This window comes from Acetoanaerobium pronyense (genome assembly GCF_017874355.1).
Classification (GTDB): domain Bacteria; phylum Bacillota; class Clostridia; order Peptostreptococcales; family Filifactoraceae; genus Acetoanaerobium; species Acetoanaerobium pronyense.
Genome location: NZ_JAGGLI010000049.1, coordinates 1 through 13829, shown reverse-complemented (window position 1 = coordinate 13829; position 13829 = coordinate 1). Strand labels below are relative to the sequence as shown.

13 protein-coding genes are annotated in these 13829 nt (G+C 34.8%); 9 read left to right on the top strand and 4 right to left on the bottom strand.

The features are described 5' to 3' along the window. Positions 1-182 precede the first annotated feature (182 nt). Positions 183-872 (top strand): YjjG family noncanonical pyrimidine nucleotidase, encoded by a 690-nt coding sequence (locus J2Z35_RS13875; RefSeq protein WP_209661996.1) that lies wholly within the window; start codon positions 183-185, stop codon positions 870-872. Between the two features lie 23 nt (positions 873-895). Further along, positions 896-2215 (top strand): HD domain-containing protein, encoded by a 1320-nt coding sequence (locus J2Z35_RS13870; RefSeq protein WP_209661995.1) that lies wholly within the window; start codon positions 896-898, stop codon positions 2213-2215. 52 nt (positions 2216-2267) lie between these two features. Here the strand turns inward: J2Z35_RS13870 and J2Z35_RS13865 are convergent, their stop codons facing one another. After that, complete coding sequence (locus J2Z35_RS13865) at positions 2268-3632, bottom strand: DASH family cryptochrome (RefSeq protein WP_330623500.1); 1365 nt, start codon at positions 3630-3632, stop codon at positions 2268-2270. Between the two features lie 201 nt (positions 3633-3833). Here J2Z35_RS13865 and J2Z35_RS13860 point away from each other — a divergent pair, with 201 nt between their 5' ends. From J2Z35_RS13860 to J2Z35_RS13850, 3 genes are all read left to right on the top strand, one after another. Continuing rightward, positions 3834-4745: a hypothetical protein gene (locus J2Z35_RS13860; RefSeq protein WP_209661993.1), complete on the top strand. Its 912-nt coding sequence runs from the start codon at positions 3834-3836 to the stop codon at positions 4743-4745. Between the two features lie 127 nt (positions 4746-4872). After that, complete coding sequence (locus J2Z35_RS13855; RefSeq protein ID WP_209661992.1) at positions 4873-5196, top strand: HesB-like protein; 324 nt, start codon at positions 4873-4875, stop codon at positions 5194-5196. A gap of 237 nt (positions 5197-5433) precedes the next feature. After that, on the top strand, positions 5434-6660 hold the full coding sequence (locus J2Z35_RS13850; RefSeq protein WP_245330923.1) for an aminopeptidase: 1227 nt from the start codon (positions 5434-5436) through the stop codon (positions 6658-6660). Between the two features lie 61 nt (positions 6661-6721). On the opposite strand, the gene J2Z35_RS13845 is transcribed toward J2Z35_RS13850, so the two are convergent. Next, on the bottom strand, positions 6722-8197 hold the full coding sequence (locus tag J2Z35_RS13845; protein ID WP_209661991.1) for a phytoene desaturase family protein: 1476 nt from the start codon (positions 8195-8197) through the stop codon (positions 6722-6724). A gap of 11 nt (positions 8198-8208) precedes the next feature. Next, positions 8209-8766, bottom strand: coding sequence for a methyltransferase family protein (locus tag J2Z35_RS13840; RefSeq protein WP_209661990.1), 558 nt, complete (start codon positions 8764-8766; stop codon positions 8209-8211). A 131-nt stretch (positions 8767-8897) separates the two neighbouring features. On the opposite strand from J2Z35_RS13840, the gene J2Z35_RS13835 reads away from it, so the two are divergent. Further along, on the top strand, positions 8898-9098 hold the full coding sequence (locus J2Z35_RS13835; RefSeq protein WP_209661989.1) for a cold-shock protein: 201 nt from the start codon (positions 8898-8900) through the stop codon (positions 9096-9098). Positions 9099-9182: 84 nt separating this feature from the next. Here J2Z35_RS13835 and J2Z35_RS13830 read toward each other — a convergent pair whose 3' ends face one another. Continuing rightward, entirely contained in the window at positions 9183-9929 is a 747-nt protein-coding gene (locus tag J2Z35_RS13830) for a peptidylprolyl isomerase (protein WP_245330922.1), read from the bottom strand. Positions 9930-10092: 163 nt separating this feature from the next. Between J2Z35_RS13830 and J2Z35_RS13825 the strand changes: the two genes are divergently transcribed. The 3 genes from J2Z35_RS13825 (at position 10093) to typA (ending at position 13694) form a co-directional block, all read left to right on the top strand. Then, entirely contained in the window at positions 10093-11070 is a 978-nt protein-coding gene (locus J2Z35_RS13825; protein WP_209661988.1) for a quinone oxidoreductase family protein, read from the top strand. A 68-nt stretch (positions 11071-11138) separates the two neighbouring features. Beyond that, on the top strand, positions 11139-11795 hold the full coding sequence (locus tag J2Z35_RS13820) for a regulatory protein RecX (RefSeq protein WP_209661987.1): 657 nt from the start codon (positions 11139-11141) through the stop codon (positions 11793-11795). Positions 11796-11864: 69 nt separating this feature from the next. After that, positions 11865-13694, top strand: coding sequence for a translational GTPase TypA (gene typA, locus J2Z35_RS13815; RefSeq protein ID WP_245330921.1), 1830 nt, complete (start codon positions 11865-11867; stop codon positions 13692-13694). The last annotated feature ends 135 nt before the right edge of the window (positions 13695-13829 follow it).

Here is a 13829-nt window from a genome sequence, read left to right as displayed (position 1 = left end):
TTTCACCTAATAGGTGTAAAAGGCTACGCCTTTGTAAAGCTTACGCTTAAATGCTTTTAAAGATTTTAAAAGAAGTGTATGAATAATTCAGGTTATATAATAAATTCATAAAAATTCTTTAGGCTGTGAAGACTTAAGATATAGGTTTAGTAATGATATAATGGTTTAAAATGGAATAGGAGATGATTGATATTTATAAATTGATAATGCTAGATGCTGACAATACTTTGTTTGATTTTTCAAAATCAGAAAGCTCAGCTCTTGAAAAAACCATGAAAGCCCATAGTTTAGACTATGATGAGAGTAGAGATTTGATAAGATATAAAAAATATAATCAGATTATGTGGGAGCGATTTGAAAAAGGTGAAGCTTCTATAGAGGAGGTTCACAGCGAAAGATGGAGGATGTTTCTTCCGCAGCTTGATTTAGACTGCAAGGAACTAGATAAAGAGTATCTTGAATTTTTATCTTACGAATCCCATTTGTTTGATGGTGCCTATGAAACTGTGAAAGGTCTTTATGAAAAGGGGTACAAGCTCACTATAGTTACAAATGGTAGTAAGAGTGTTCAGGAGAGAAGATTTGCAAGTTCAGAGATTATAAAGTATTTTGACCATATTGTCATTTCTTCTGATATTGGTATAGCAAAACCCCATAGAGGGATATTTGAGCATGCCGCAAGACTTTCGGATGTTACTGATAAAAATGAGATTCTTATGGTTGGTGATTCGATATATGCAGATATAAAAGGGGGTATAGATTTTGGGATAGATACCTGCTTTTTGAATCCTTATGATAAGGAAATACCAAAGGAAATTGTACCAAAGTACGTAATCAAAGATATTCAGGAGTTAAGAGGTATATTACTCTAATAAGTTTGGAAGGGGCTTTTTCAATGCGCTTTGATAAGATAATAAGAGATGCAGTCCATCTTGATATAGTTTTTAGCGAAAAGTTTTTTGCCCTAATTGATACTAAAGAATTTCAAAGATTAAACCGTATAAGGCAGCTAAGCTGTGAGCATATGGTATTTCCTACAGCTACCCATAGCAGACTTGCCCATTCACTTGGAACCTATTATGTGATGTACAGACTGATTGATCATTTTTCCAATATACTTGAAGAGCTGGGCCATAAGGTTAAAGAGCAGGACAAAGAACTGGCTCTTTGTGCAGCTCTGCTTCATGATATTGGTCACGGGCCTTTTTCCCATACCTTTGAAAAGTTATTTCAGCTAAAGGAACATGAAAAATGGGCTATAGATATTTTGAACTCTAAAGATACAGAAATAAATAAGGTGATTAGAAAAAACTTTGGTGAAGAGTTTTTAGAAAGACTTACAGACATCATATCAAAAGATTATAGTCACAAAGCTAATGATGGGATTTTTTCCATAATATCTATGCTTGTAAGCTCACAAATTGATGCAGATAGGATGGATTATCTACTAAGGGATGCTTATTTTACAAGTGTGACAAATGGGATATATGATATAAAGAGGCTGATAAGAGCTTTTGGAGCCGAAATGACAGAAGATGGGAACTTTAGAATATTTATCCATGAAAAATATATGGCCACTCTTGAGGAGTATATACTTGCTAGATATTATATGCACAAAGAGGTATATCAGCACTCAATAAAAAAGCAGATGGAGGGAATATTAAAGAAAATATTCAAAAGAGCTATTTTCCTTCATCAGTCCAAACAAAATATTGAGGTCAGTCCTGTAATGAAAAAACTATTTGAAGGAAGGGATATAACTCCCCTAGAGTATCATGAGATTGACGATACTACTTTGCTTTACCATATATCAATATGGCAGCAAAATGAGGACGTAATCCTTAGCTTTTTATGCAAATCATTCACTAATAGAAAAAAATTCAAAAAATATACATTTCAAATAGGAGATGAAGACAAATTAAAGATATTGAAAGAAAAAATTAAAAAAGCACTAAATAACGGAAAATATCCTAATGAAGAGATGAATTTTAAAGATGAATATTTCTACTTTGAAGATGACGTAGAGATTAAAATTTATGAAAACAAAAAAGAAAATATATGGATTAAAAAAAGGGATGGAAGTCTTGTTGATTTATCAAAAGCCTCTGTAATAATAAATGAATCCAGTCTTTCGAATACTTCGGATTCCATCAAAAGAGTATATATAAGCTATGAGCTTTTTGAAAAGATATATGGCAAAAAGCTTGAGTTTTAAAAATACCCTACCCATTAAGCCAAACTAAGACTTTTTATGGGTAGGGTATTTTTTATAAGGTATTAAAAGCTCTTTTATACTTTTCCTTATTCTTTGATATGGACTCTTTGAAATCCACTATTTTATCTAAGTTGTAGTCTTTTTCGAGCCAGAGATCTCTAAAGCTTCTATCTTTGTCAAACTTCTTTTCCTGGATTTCCACAGAAAAATATCTAAAACTTCGTGGATCGTTGCCCACTCCTGCACCATACTGCCAGTTCCCATAATTGCTATATACATCAAAGTCTATAAGCATAGACTCGAAGTATTCAGCTCCAAATCTCCAGTCTATATTAAGGTTTTTAGTCAAGAAGCTTGAAGCTATCTGCCTGTTCCTGTTTGACATAAAGCCTGTAGCTTTAAGCTCATTCATAGCAGCATCTACAAGCTCAAAACCTGTCTCACCACCAATCCATTTATCCATATACTCTTTGTTATAGTCCCAGCTAAAATCCACTCCCCTGATGCCATATTTGGAATACATTTTAATGGGATACATCTCGTTTACAAAGTAAAAATAATCTCTCCACATCAATTCAAAAAACAGCCAATATGTAGAATCATTACTTCCTTCTATATCTTCAAATTCCTTTAGTTTTTTATATACATACCTTGGAGATATGCATCCTCTTGCAAGATAAGGGGAGAGCTTTGAGGAAAAATCCCTTCCAGTAAGTCCATTTCTAGTCTCCTTATAGGTAAGCACTAACTTTGTTTCAAAAAAATAGTAATCAAGCTCTTTGAGTGCCTGAGTTTCGCCGCCATAAAAATCAGAAGATGATCTTTTATCTCTTTTATATTTTGAAAAACCAAAGTCTTCAATCCTTGGGATTTCATTTTTTTCTATATCAAGTACTACCTTATCTTGAATCTTTATATCTGGAAAGACTGCCCTTACAGAAGTCCTGTTTTCAGTTTTTTTCTTAAAAGCAGTGAATACAGAAGGTACTGCATTTTTTTCATAAGGGATATCATCAGGATGAAAAAGATTTCTTCCGTAAAACCCATAAAACTCAGTATTTTTCATACGAGATTTGAGCTTGTTTTCAATGTTTTTTTCGAAAAATGCCCCTTCATCATGGTAGTAAATAGCTGATATATCTAAATCCAATTTTGGAATTATATCAGCAGTATCTCCCTTATAAACAAGTAGGGGTATGTTTAATTTTTCAAGGTTTTTCTTTAAATCCTCAAGACTCTCTAATATGAAATTGAGACGATGACTTGCCATACTATCAAATCCAAAACCTGTTTTTCTAAACTCAGTGTCATCAAATACATATATTCCAATGACAGGAAGCTTGCTATTTGCGGCATTAAAAAGAGCTTCATTATCGTGGATTCTCAAATCGTTTCTAAACCATAAAAGTGAATAAATGTTAATCCCTCCAATTTAATTTGTTTAATCAATAATTATAAACCAATGATTAAAAGCTATTTCTTTAGGTAAGTATGAATATAACTTAAGATACCAATAAATAATGAAATTAAACCTATTGATTATAGTGAAAAATCTTTATAACTAAGAATATATTAGCTATAGTATAAACCAAGCTCAATATTTTAAGGGGGAGTTTTTATGTTTAATGCCAAGGTAATAAAAAATCAGAAATACGGACGATGTCTTCAGATATCCAAAGGCGGAAATGAAATGCTTGTCACTCTTGATTTTGGTCCTAGAATAATATCGTTTAAGAGGGCTGAAGGGGAAAATATATTAGGAGAAGACTTACCTCTAAAGATGTTCGTAGAGGGTGAGGACTGGAAGCTTGTAGGAGGGCATAGATTTTGGCATGGACCAGAATCATTTCCGAGAACCTATATTCCAGACAACGACCCTGTAGAGTTTGAGGTCTCAGAAAACAAGGTGATAATCAGACAAAAGGAAGAAAAAATGACTAGTCTTAGAAAAACAATTGAAATATCACCTATGGACGAACACAATTTTAAAATAGTCCATAAATTAAGAAACAACGGACTTTTTGACGTGAAAGTGGCTCTATGGGCAATAACTGTCATGAGAATGGGAGGGGTTGCAATAATGCCTCTTGATGATAAGGATACTGGATTTTTGCCAAATAGACAATTTTCCATATGGCCATATACAGATATCAAAGACAAAAGATTTGAGCTTTCCAATAGATTTGTGGCAATAAGACAACAGGAAATGGAAGGAAAACTAAAAATAGGAATAGATTCTGGAAAAAGATGTGCATGCTATATTGAGGGTGAGGACATCTTTATAAAGAGATTTGATAAATTTGAAGATAGGGAATATATTGATGGAGGGTGCAACCTTGAGGTATATACAGATAAGAAGGCCATAGAGCTTGAAACTCTTTCCCCTATTTACAATATAAAAGTGGGGCATGAAGCCTACCATGAGGAAGTATGGGAAATACTAAAATACGAAGATAAAAGCCTTTTAGATGAAAGGATTACAGATAAGGATTTTGAAAAGATAATAGATAGATATATGGATTTTAGATAGTATTAAGTTTATCTATTTTTATTATAAGATATTCATATGAAACCTTCATTGACATAGAATGTCCAAAGGAGTAAAATTCTAATTGGAATATGATATTTGATGTCATTTAGGAATAGGAGCTGTTTAAATGGGAATTTCTATACAAAAAGAAGCTTCTGATAGACTAAAAGAGATACTATCAGAAAAACAAATAGAAGGTAATGTAGTAAGAATATTTATGTCTGGTTCGGGCTGTTCAGGACCTATGTTCAATCTTGCTGTAGACGAAGTGAAGGAAAATGATGAGCAGATTGAGTTTGAGGGTATGAAATACGTTGTAGAAAAAAGCCTTATAGAGCAATATGAAGGCTTTGAAATCTTACCTTTTGAAAATGGAGAAATAAAAAGCATTTATGTAGAAGCCCTAAGTACAGGAGATTCTGGCTGTTCTTCATGCAGTGGCTGCAACTAAAACTAAATAATTAACTAAGATACTGAAGTACTTATAGAAGATTTTCTATTTGGACTTCAGTATTTTTTATGAAGAACTTCTAAACCTTAGGTTCTGAGTATTACTGTCATTATACAACTTAGTGCAAATTTGTCAGGGTAGAGCAAGTCAAAAGTAAATAAGTCATAAAATTTTTTTATTATATATCAGAATTTTATGTTAAAATAGAATATACTAAAAATTAAGAGGGGGATATTAATGATAAAGCAGAATATGGAGAAATATGCGGAGCTTTTAGTGAAAAATGGAGTTAATATACAGAAAAATCAAACTCTTCTAGTGAATGCTCCAATTGAAGCAGCAGACTTTGTAAGAATGGTTGCAGAAAAGGCATATCTAAATGGAGCTAAACATGTTCACGTAGATTACAGAGATGACAAGCTATCACTTGTTAAATATATGAATGCACCCTTTGAAGCGTTTTCTGAAGCCCTGCAGTGGAAGGCAGATGGGTTTGCAAAGATGGCAGAGGAAGGTGCAGCTGTACTAAGCATCACTGGAGCAGATCCTGATATATTTAAAAATGTAGATCCAAAGAGAATCGCAGAAGCAAACAAAGCAAACAGCAAGGCTTTAGAAAAGTTTAGAAGATATATGATGAACTCTGATATAGCATGGTGCGTTGCGGCTGTTCCAAATGATGCATGGGCGAAAAAAGTTTTCCCAGAGCTAAATGAAGAGCAAGCAATGGAAAAGTTATGGGAAAACATCTTCAAAGCTACAAGAGCTGATCTTGATAACCCTGTAAAGGCATGGGAAGAGCATACAAGCCACCTTACAGAAAGGGTAAACTATCTAAATGAGAAGCAGTTCAAGCATCTTCACTTCAAATCAGAAAAGACAGATCTTAAAGTAGAGCTTCCTCAAAACCATATTTGGGCAGGTGGAGGAGAAGATACTACAAAAGGGGTTTATTTTATAGCAAATATGCCTACAGAAGAGGTATTTACACTTCCTCTAAAAACTGGAGTAAATGGTCATGTTTCAAGTACTTTACCTCTCAACTACGCTGGGAACCTTATAGACGATTTTGTACTTCATTTTAAAGATGGAAAGATAGTAGATTACAGTGCTGAAAAGGGATATGATACATTAAAAGAGCTTATAGAGACTGACGAAGGCTCGCACTATCTAGGAGAGGTAGCACTTGTTCCTTATGATAGTCCTGTATCAAATACTGGAATAATATTTTTCAATACATTATTTGATGAAAATGCATCTTGTCACTTAGCCCTTGGAAGTGCATACCCTAAAAACCTAAAAGGTGGAGAGAAGCTTTCAAAGGAAGAGCTAAACGAAAAGGGTGCAAATACATCTTTAACTCATGTTGACTTTATGGTTGGAAGTCCAGAGATGAATATATTTGCAGTAACTCATGAAGGGGAAGAAATCCAGCTATTTAAAGATGGAAACTGGGCATTTTAAATAATATAAAACAAAAAGCAGTGTACTAGCGAAAGCAAAAGCCAGTACACTGCTTTTTTATTTATATTTCTTCTTTGATTCTTTTTACTACCTGTTTTCCAGAAAGGGTGACCATAGGCATACCAGGGCCAGGATTTACACTACCCCCTACAAAGAAAAGATTTTTGTAAAGACTGCTGGTCTTTGGAGCCTTGATTCCTTTATTTATTTTTTTATCAGAAACCACTCCATAGATGGAGCCCATATTAGAATAATAATTTTTCTGTATATCTATAGGGGTCCACACATGTTCATATACTATATGGCTTCTAATATCACTCAAACCCATTCTCTCAAGTTTGTCAAAAATCCTCTCCTTTAAAACCATATAATCCTCATGGGTATAGTTATTTTCATTCATATGAGGTATATGAGGAAGTATTTTTATGTTGTCCATACCATCAGGGGATACAGATGGGTCGGTCCTACTTGGAGCAACAACATATAAGGTAGGGTCATCTGGTAAGACTCCCTTTTTAAATACATCATCAAAATGTTTTTTTTGATTTCCTGAAAAGAAAAAGTTGTGATGTGCAAGCTCATTATATATCTTGTCTGTTCCTATATGAATCACAAGTCCAGAGCATGAAGGCTTAAACGGACTTAGTTTTTTCAGGAATTTTTCATCTTCTTTTAATATATCTCTATACATTGGGATGACTTCCATATTGGAGATAAATATATCCGATCGAATTTTTGAGCCGTCTTTTAAAACTGCAAATTCAATACTTTTTTCATCTTCGTTTTTTTCAAGATTTACAATTTCATTTTCCAAATGGATATTGATGCCTATATCCTCCATAAGCCTATGAAGAGCTTTGGCAAGATTGTACATTCCTCCATCCACATAATTAAGACCATATTCAAACTGCACATGTGCCATTTGATTAAGGACTGCTGGAGCATCATATGCCGAAGAACCAACATATTTGATAAAAAAGTCCATAGCCTCTCTTAGATGAGGCTCTTTAATATATCTATGAACTCCTCTGCTAAAGGTTGAAAAATAATCAAACTTACTGCTCATGGTCTTTATTCCATAAAAAGAGGTCAGCTCCTTTAGTGTATCAAGTCCCTTTTCGTAATAACCTTCATATGAGTTTTCAAACAATGATTTTGAATAGCTTTTGAAATTTTTAAAACCTTCGATATCAAGCATCGTCAAAAACTGATTTTTGACCATTAGTTTGTTTTCGTCCCCATAAAGATCAAGGATTAGGCCATCTTCAAAAAAACATCTCCACTCTAGGTCAAGTCTTGTGAACTTTACATAATCATATATATTTTTGTCATGAAGCTCAAACAGGCTTTCAAAGACATGGGGAAGAGTTAGTATGGAAGGACCTAGGTCAAATGTAAAGCCATTTTCTTTGAGCTGGTTCAATTTTCCGCCTATATGGCTATTTTTTTCGTAAAGATGTACATCGTATCCTTCTTTTTTCAGAGAAATAGCAGATGATATGCCTCCAAGTCCCCCTCCAATTACCACAGCTTTCATAATAACCCTCCTTAAAAAATTTTATATCTATCTTTTTTCCAATCGATATATCTTTGACCAAGAACTTTTTCCATCTCAAGCTCTTCTTCATTTATTCTTTGAGAGAGAGAATACTTCATAGAAAGTAGAGCGTAAATCAATCCCCCATAGTTAAAAGTAAAAACAGGAACTGATACAGTAAGTAAAAACAGTCCTATATAAAGAGGATGTCTAAAATACTTGTAGGGACCTTTTGATATAAGCTCCTGCTCTATATCAACTGCCACATGGTGGGAAAAATATTTTCCAAGCTCGAATCTAGACCAGAGCCTGACAAAAATCCCTATAGCATATCCTATGATTCCGATATTAATAAAAAAGGGCCGTAAGCTAGAAGGAACTGAAAATGTATCTGAAAAGAAAAAAACAGATGTCAATACGATAGAGCTTACAATAGAAAAAAGTATTTGATAAAAGGTTTTTTTGCTTTGACCATCTGCCACTTCTGGTCTGAATTTTATAATTTCAATAACCCATAAGAAGGTTATAATGAAAAAAACGGCTAGGTAGATATTGCTATAATTGTCCAAATAATCACCTCCTGATTAGCTATTTACCCAAATTACAAAATACAAACACTTTAATTATCTTTATTGACTGAATATTCTAATCGTGTTAAAATTATATAGAAGTATTATAAAAGAAACAGGAGGAATTCAGGGTGAAAACAGGAGTAGTTAAATGGTTTAATGGAGAAAAGGGTTTTGGATTTATTTCAGTAGAAGGCGAAAATGATGTTTTCGTACATTTCTCAGCTATCCAATCTGAGGGTTATAGAACTCTTGAAGAGGGACAACAAGTTGAGTTTGAAATAGTTGATGGTGACAAAGGTCCTCAAGCGGCTAACGTTACAAGAATCTAATTTCCAAAACAAATACCCGGGGATACCCGGGTTTTTTTATGATTTAATTAAAGAAAAAAGCCTGCCAGAGGCAGACTTTAAAAATTACTTCATGTTAATATTGTGCTTAGCTCTAAGGTCAGCTATATGCTCTTGATATTTCATGTGCTGTCTTTCAGCCATAATATTTTTAAGAAGGTTACTTCTCACTTCTTCAAACTCCATAGTCTTGCTTTCTGATTTGTGAGCAAGCTTTATAAGGTGATATCCAAATTGAGTCTGTACAGGACCAGAAACCTCTCCAGGAGCAAGGTAAAATGCAGCATCTTCAAATTCTGGAACCATCTGCCCTTTTGTGAATTCTCCAAGATCTCCCCCTCTTTCCTTTGAAGGACAAGAAGAGTGCTCAGCTGCAAGGTCTTCAAATGAAGCTCCTTGAGCTATTTGACGCTGTAGCTCAGATGCAAGCTCTTCTGAATCTACAAGTATATGACTAGCTTTTACCTTCTCAGGACTCTTGAAAGACTCTTGATTATTATTATAGTATTCTTCAAGTTCTTCATGAGTTACTGAAACTGAGTTGATAAGTCTTTGGATTGCATATTGAGTAGTGAAGTTTTCTACTAGCTTTTCAAAGTCAGCTTTGTATTTTTCTTCTTCGTGTATATTGTTTTCCATAGCTTCGATATATATAAGCTTTTGGTTAACAAGCTCCTCTAAAAGGGCTTTTTTTCCTTCTTCACCTTGAAAGTTTTGAGATACCTGAGGATTAAGGTTTGCCATCATGTGGTCTAGGTCAGCCTGTGTTACTTCGTAAGAACCTATTTGTGCAAGAACTGTTTTATTATCCATTAGAAAAACTCCTTTATAAATTTGTCTTTATTCTCTTAAAATATTAACAGAAGAATACCAAAAAGTCTAATTTAGATAAGGTAAAAAGCCATATATTTTAATGTAGAAATGTTTTAGGTGAAGTTATAAATGATATATATAAATTATAGAAAGGGAGGATGTCATGAAAGCTATATTAATTGAAAATTTTGGAGGACCTGAGGTACTGAATTTTAAGGAAGTTGAAAAGCCAAAACCAGAAAAAGGTCAGGTACTCATAAAAGCGAGTGGAATAAGTGTTAATTTTGCAGATATAAAAACAAGAAAAGGAGATTTTCATGGTGCAGGAAATCCCCCCCTAATTCCTGGACTTGATGTGGCAGGAATAATAGAAGAAGTAGGAGATGGGGTTTATGACCTAAAGGTTGGAGACAAGGTAATAGCCTTTCCGCCAAACGGCTCTTACAGTGAATACGTAGTGGCGGATGAAATCCTTACTTTTAAGATTTCTGATGATATGGATATGGATATTGCAGCTGCATCACCCCTTGTACTTTTTACAAGTTTCAATCTTTTATCTAGAGTAGGTAGACTATCTAAGGGAGAGAGTGTACTTATTCACGCTGCTGCTGGAGGCATTGGAACTACAGCGATACAAATGGCGAAGCTTCTTGGAGCAGGAACAGTGATTGGAACGGTAGGAAGTGACGAAAAAATCCAAATTGCAAAGGATGCAGGGGCGGATTACGTGATAAACTACAGAAAAGATTCTTTTGCTGAAAAGGTAAAGGAATATACAAATGGAAATGGAGCAGATGTGATTCTTGACTCTGTAGGCTCAGATGTATTTAGAGAGAGTCTTGAATGCCTTGCTATGTATGGAAGACTTGTAAATTTCAATAGCTCAAGCGGTACGCCTGGAACCCTAAATACAAAAGAAATTCATGGAAGCTGTAGAGCGGTACTTGGGTTTAGTATAGGAACTACCATAAAGGCAAGACCGAGTATCCTTAAAGAAACTGCATCTGAGGTAATCCCTATGCTTGAAAGCGGTAAGATAAAAATAGTAATAGGCAACAGATTTAGCCTAGAAGATGCAAGTTCTGCCCATGAGATTATAGAAAGCAGAAAAAGCACAGGAAAAATTTTGCTTAAACCTTAGATGATTAACCTATTTAGAATCTCCCTTTTTATATAGAGGGAGATTTGATTTTTAGAGGGGCGATTAGCATGGAAAATACATATGTTGTAACAGGTGTTAAAAAAATACGGGGTACAGTTTACTCTGTTTTTTTCAACGGTGACATAAAAGTCAGGTTGAGTGATGAGACTATAGTATATTACAAGGTAAAAGAGGGCAGGGTATTTGAAGAGGAAGAATACGAGGATATGATTTCCAAAGACCATATAAAAAGGGCAAAGACAAGAGGTCTGGACCTTTTAAGCAGGTCTTCCAAATCAAAATCTCAAATAAAATCAACATTAAAAAGGGAAGAATTTCAGGAAAAAGCAATAGAAGAAGCAATTAGATTTTTAGAAGACTATCAATTTGTAAATGATGCCACACTTGCAGGTAGGATAGTAGAGAGCAAAGCTCCTGCAAAAAAATGGTCTAAAAATCAAACTATTGCAAAGATAAAGGAAAAAGGAATATCAAAAGATGATATCGAAAATGCCATAAAAAATATGGATACAGAGACAGAACTTGAAAATGCTCTTGATATAGCAAAGAAAAAACTTAGAACCTTAAAAAATAAATCAAAAGAGGAAAAAATACAAAAAATAAGGCAGAGTTTAGCCTATAGAGGGTTTGACTATGATATTGTATCTAAGGTGATGGATGAAATAAAAAGGGAAATTGAAAATTGTGAAGTTGCTGGGCTATAATCTCTATGATATAATAGAGACTTGGAAAAAATGATCGAGCTATATACATTTAATGAAGGAAGTGTGAATTTGAATAAGAGAAATGATATAAGAAACGTTGCAATAATAGCCCACGTAGACCACGGAAAGACTACGCTAGTTGATGCACTACTTAGACAGAGCGGAATATTTAGAGAAAACCAGCAGGTACAAGAAAGGGTAATGGACTCCAATGACCTTGAAAGAGAGAGAGGAATCACTATACTTTCTAAAAATACTGCTATAGAATACAAAGATACAAAAATAAATATAGTAGATACTCCTGGCCATGCTGACTTTGGAGGCGAGGTTGAAAGAGTACTAAAAATGGTAAATGGAGTAATACTTGTTGTAGATGCTTTTGAGGGACCTATGCCTCAAACAAAATTCGTACTTAAAAAAGCCCTTGAGCTGAGCCTTCCTGTACTTGTTTGTGTAAACAAGGTAGATAGACCGGAAGCTAGACCAGTAGAGGTTGTTGATGAAGTGCTTGAGCTATTACTAGAGCTTGATGATAGCGAAAGATACCTAGATTCTCCATTTATATTTGCATCAGCAATAGGAGGCTGGGCGAGCTCAGATGTTAGTGTGAAAAAAGACACTATGGAAGACATGTACGAAGCTATATTAGAGCATATACCAGCTCCAGAGGGAGACCTAGATGGCCCAGTACAGCTTCTTGTAACTACAATAGATTACAACGAATATGTTGGAAGAATCGGAGTAGGTAAAGTTGAAAGAGGTACAGTAAGGGTAAATCAAGACCTTATGCTTCTTAACTTCCTTGATGATACGAAAAAACAAAAGGTTAGAATAGGTAAGCTTTATGAATACAGCGGACTTCAAAGAGTAGAAGTTCAAGAAGCAAAGATGGGAAGCATCATAGCCCTTAGCGGAATAGAAGATATTCATATAGGTGATACCCTTACAGACCCAGAAGTGCAGGAAGCTGTAGAGTTCGTAACTATATCAGAGCCTACTATAGCAATGAATTTCTCTGTAAACGACAGCCCTTTTGCTGGACAAGAAGGAAAGTTTGTAACTTCAAGACAGCTTAGAGATAGACTAATGAAAGAGCTAAACACAAATATATCCCTAAGAGTAGAAGAAACAGAATCAGCAGACTCATTTAAAGTATCAGGAAGAGGAGAGCTTCACCTTTCTATACTTATGGAGACTATGAGAAGAGAAGGCTACGAGATGCAGGTATCAAAGCCTGAGGTTCTTTACAAAAAAGACGAAGCTGGAAAGCTTCTTGAGCCTATGGAAAAAGCAGTAATAGATGTGCCTGAAGAGTTCATGGGACCTGTAATGGAAAAAATGGGTCTAAGAAAAGGCGAAATGATTAACATGACTCAAGGTAAAGGAAGCTATGTAAGACTTGAGTTTTCTATACCTACAAGAGGGCTTATAGGATATAGATCTCAGTTCCTTACAGATACTAAAGGAAATGGAATAATCAACACTATATTTGATGGATATCAGCCATACAAAGGTGATATAGAGACAAGAAATCAAGGTTCTCTTGTTGCATTCGAAGATGGAGTAGCTGTAGCTTACGGTCTTTTCAATGCTCAAGACAGAGGAACTCTATTTGTTGACCCAGGTCAAAAGGTGTATCAAGGAATGGTAGTAGGAAGCAATGTAAGATCTGGAGATATCGATGTAAATGTCTGCAAGAGAAAGCAGGTAACAAACATGAGAGCTTCAGGTTCTGATGAGGCACTAAGACTATCTCCTCCTAGAAGAATGTCACTTGAAGAAACTCTTGAATTCATAGATGAAGATGAGCTTGTAGAGCTTACTCCAAAATCTATCAGAATAAGAAAGAGAGTTCTTGATAAGACTCAAAGAGCAAGAGTTAGAAGCAAATCAAAATAATAAATCGAAAAGTCTATCCTAAGATTGGATAGGCTTTTTTGTTGTGCGCCCAGCATGGGCGCGAACTTGCTGGTGAAAGTCCAGTACGGGGGCTGGTAGTGCCAACCGTTAGCCAAGAGCAAGGGTGTCCATCGT

Excerpts from the sequence above, each read along its gene's own strand:
- J2Z35_RS13875 (WP_209661996.1), top strand. The coding sequence starts at position 183 with ATGATTGATATTTATAAATTGATAATGCTAGATGCTGACAATACTTTG.
- J2Z35_RS13870 (WP_209661995.1), top strand. The coding sequence starts at position 896 with ATGCGCTTTGATAAGATAATAAGAGATGCAGTCCATCTTGATATAGTT.
- J2Z35_RS13860 (WP_209661993.1), top strand. The coding sequence starts at position 3,834 with ATGTTTAATGCCAAGGTAATAAAAAATCAGAAATACGGACGATGTCTT.
- J2Z35_RS13855 (WP_209661992.1), top strand. The coding sequence starts at position 4,873 with ATGGGAATTTCTATACAAAAAGAAGCTTCTGATAGACTAAAAGAGATA.
- J2Z35_RS13850 (WP_245330923.1), top strand. The coding sequence starts at position 5,434 with ATGATAAAGCAGAATATGGAGAAATATGCGGAGCTTTTAGTGAAAAAT.
- J2Z35_RS13845 (WP_209661991.1), bottom strand. The coding sequence starts at position 8,197 with ATGAAAGCTGTGGTAATTGGAGGGGGACTTGGAGGCATATCATCTGCT.
- J2Z35_RS13830 (WP_245330922.1), bottom strand. The coding sequence starts at position 9,929 with ATGGATAATAAAACAGTTCTTGCACAAATAGGTTCTTACGAAGTAACA.
- J2Z35_RS13825 (WP_209661988.1), top strand. The coding sequence starts at position 10,093 with ATGAAAGCTATATTAATTGAAAATTTTGGAGGACCTGAGGTACTGAAT.
- J2Z35_RS13820 (WP_209661987.1), top strand. The coding sequence starts at position 11,139 with ATGGAAAATACATATGTTGTAACAGGTGTTAAAAAAATACGGGGTACA.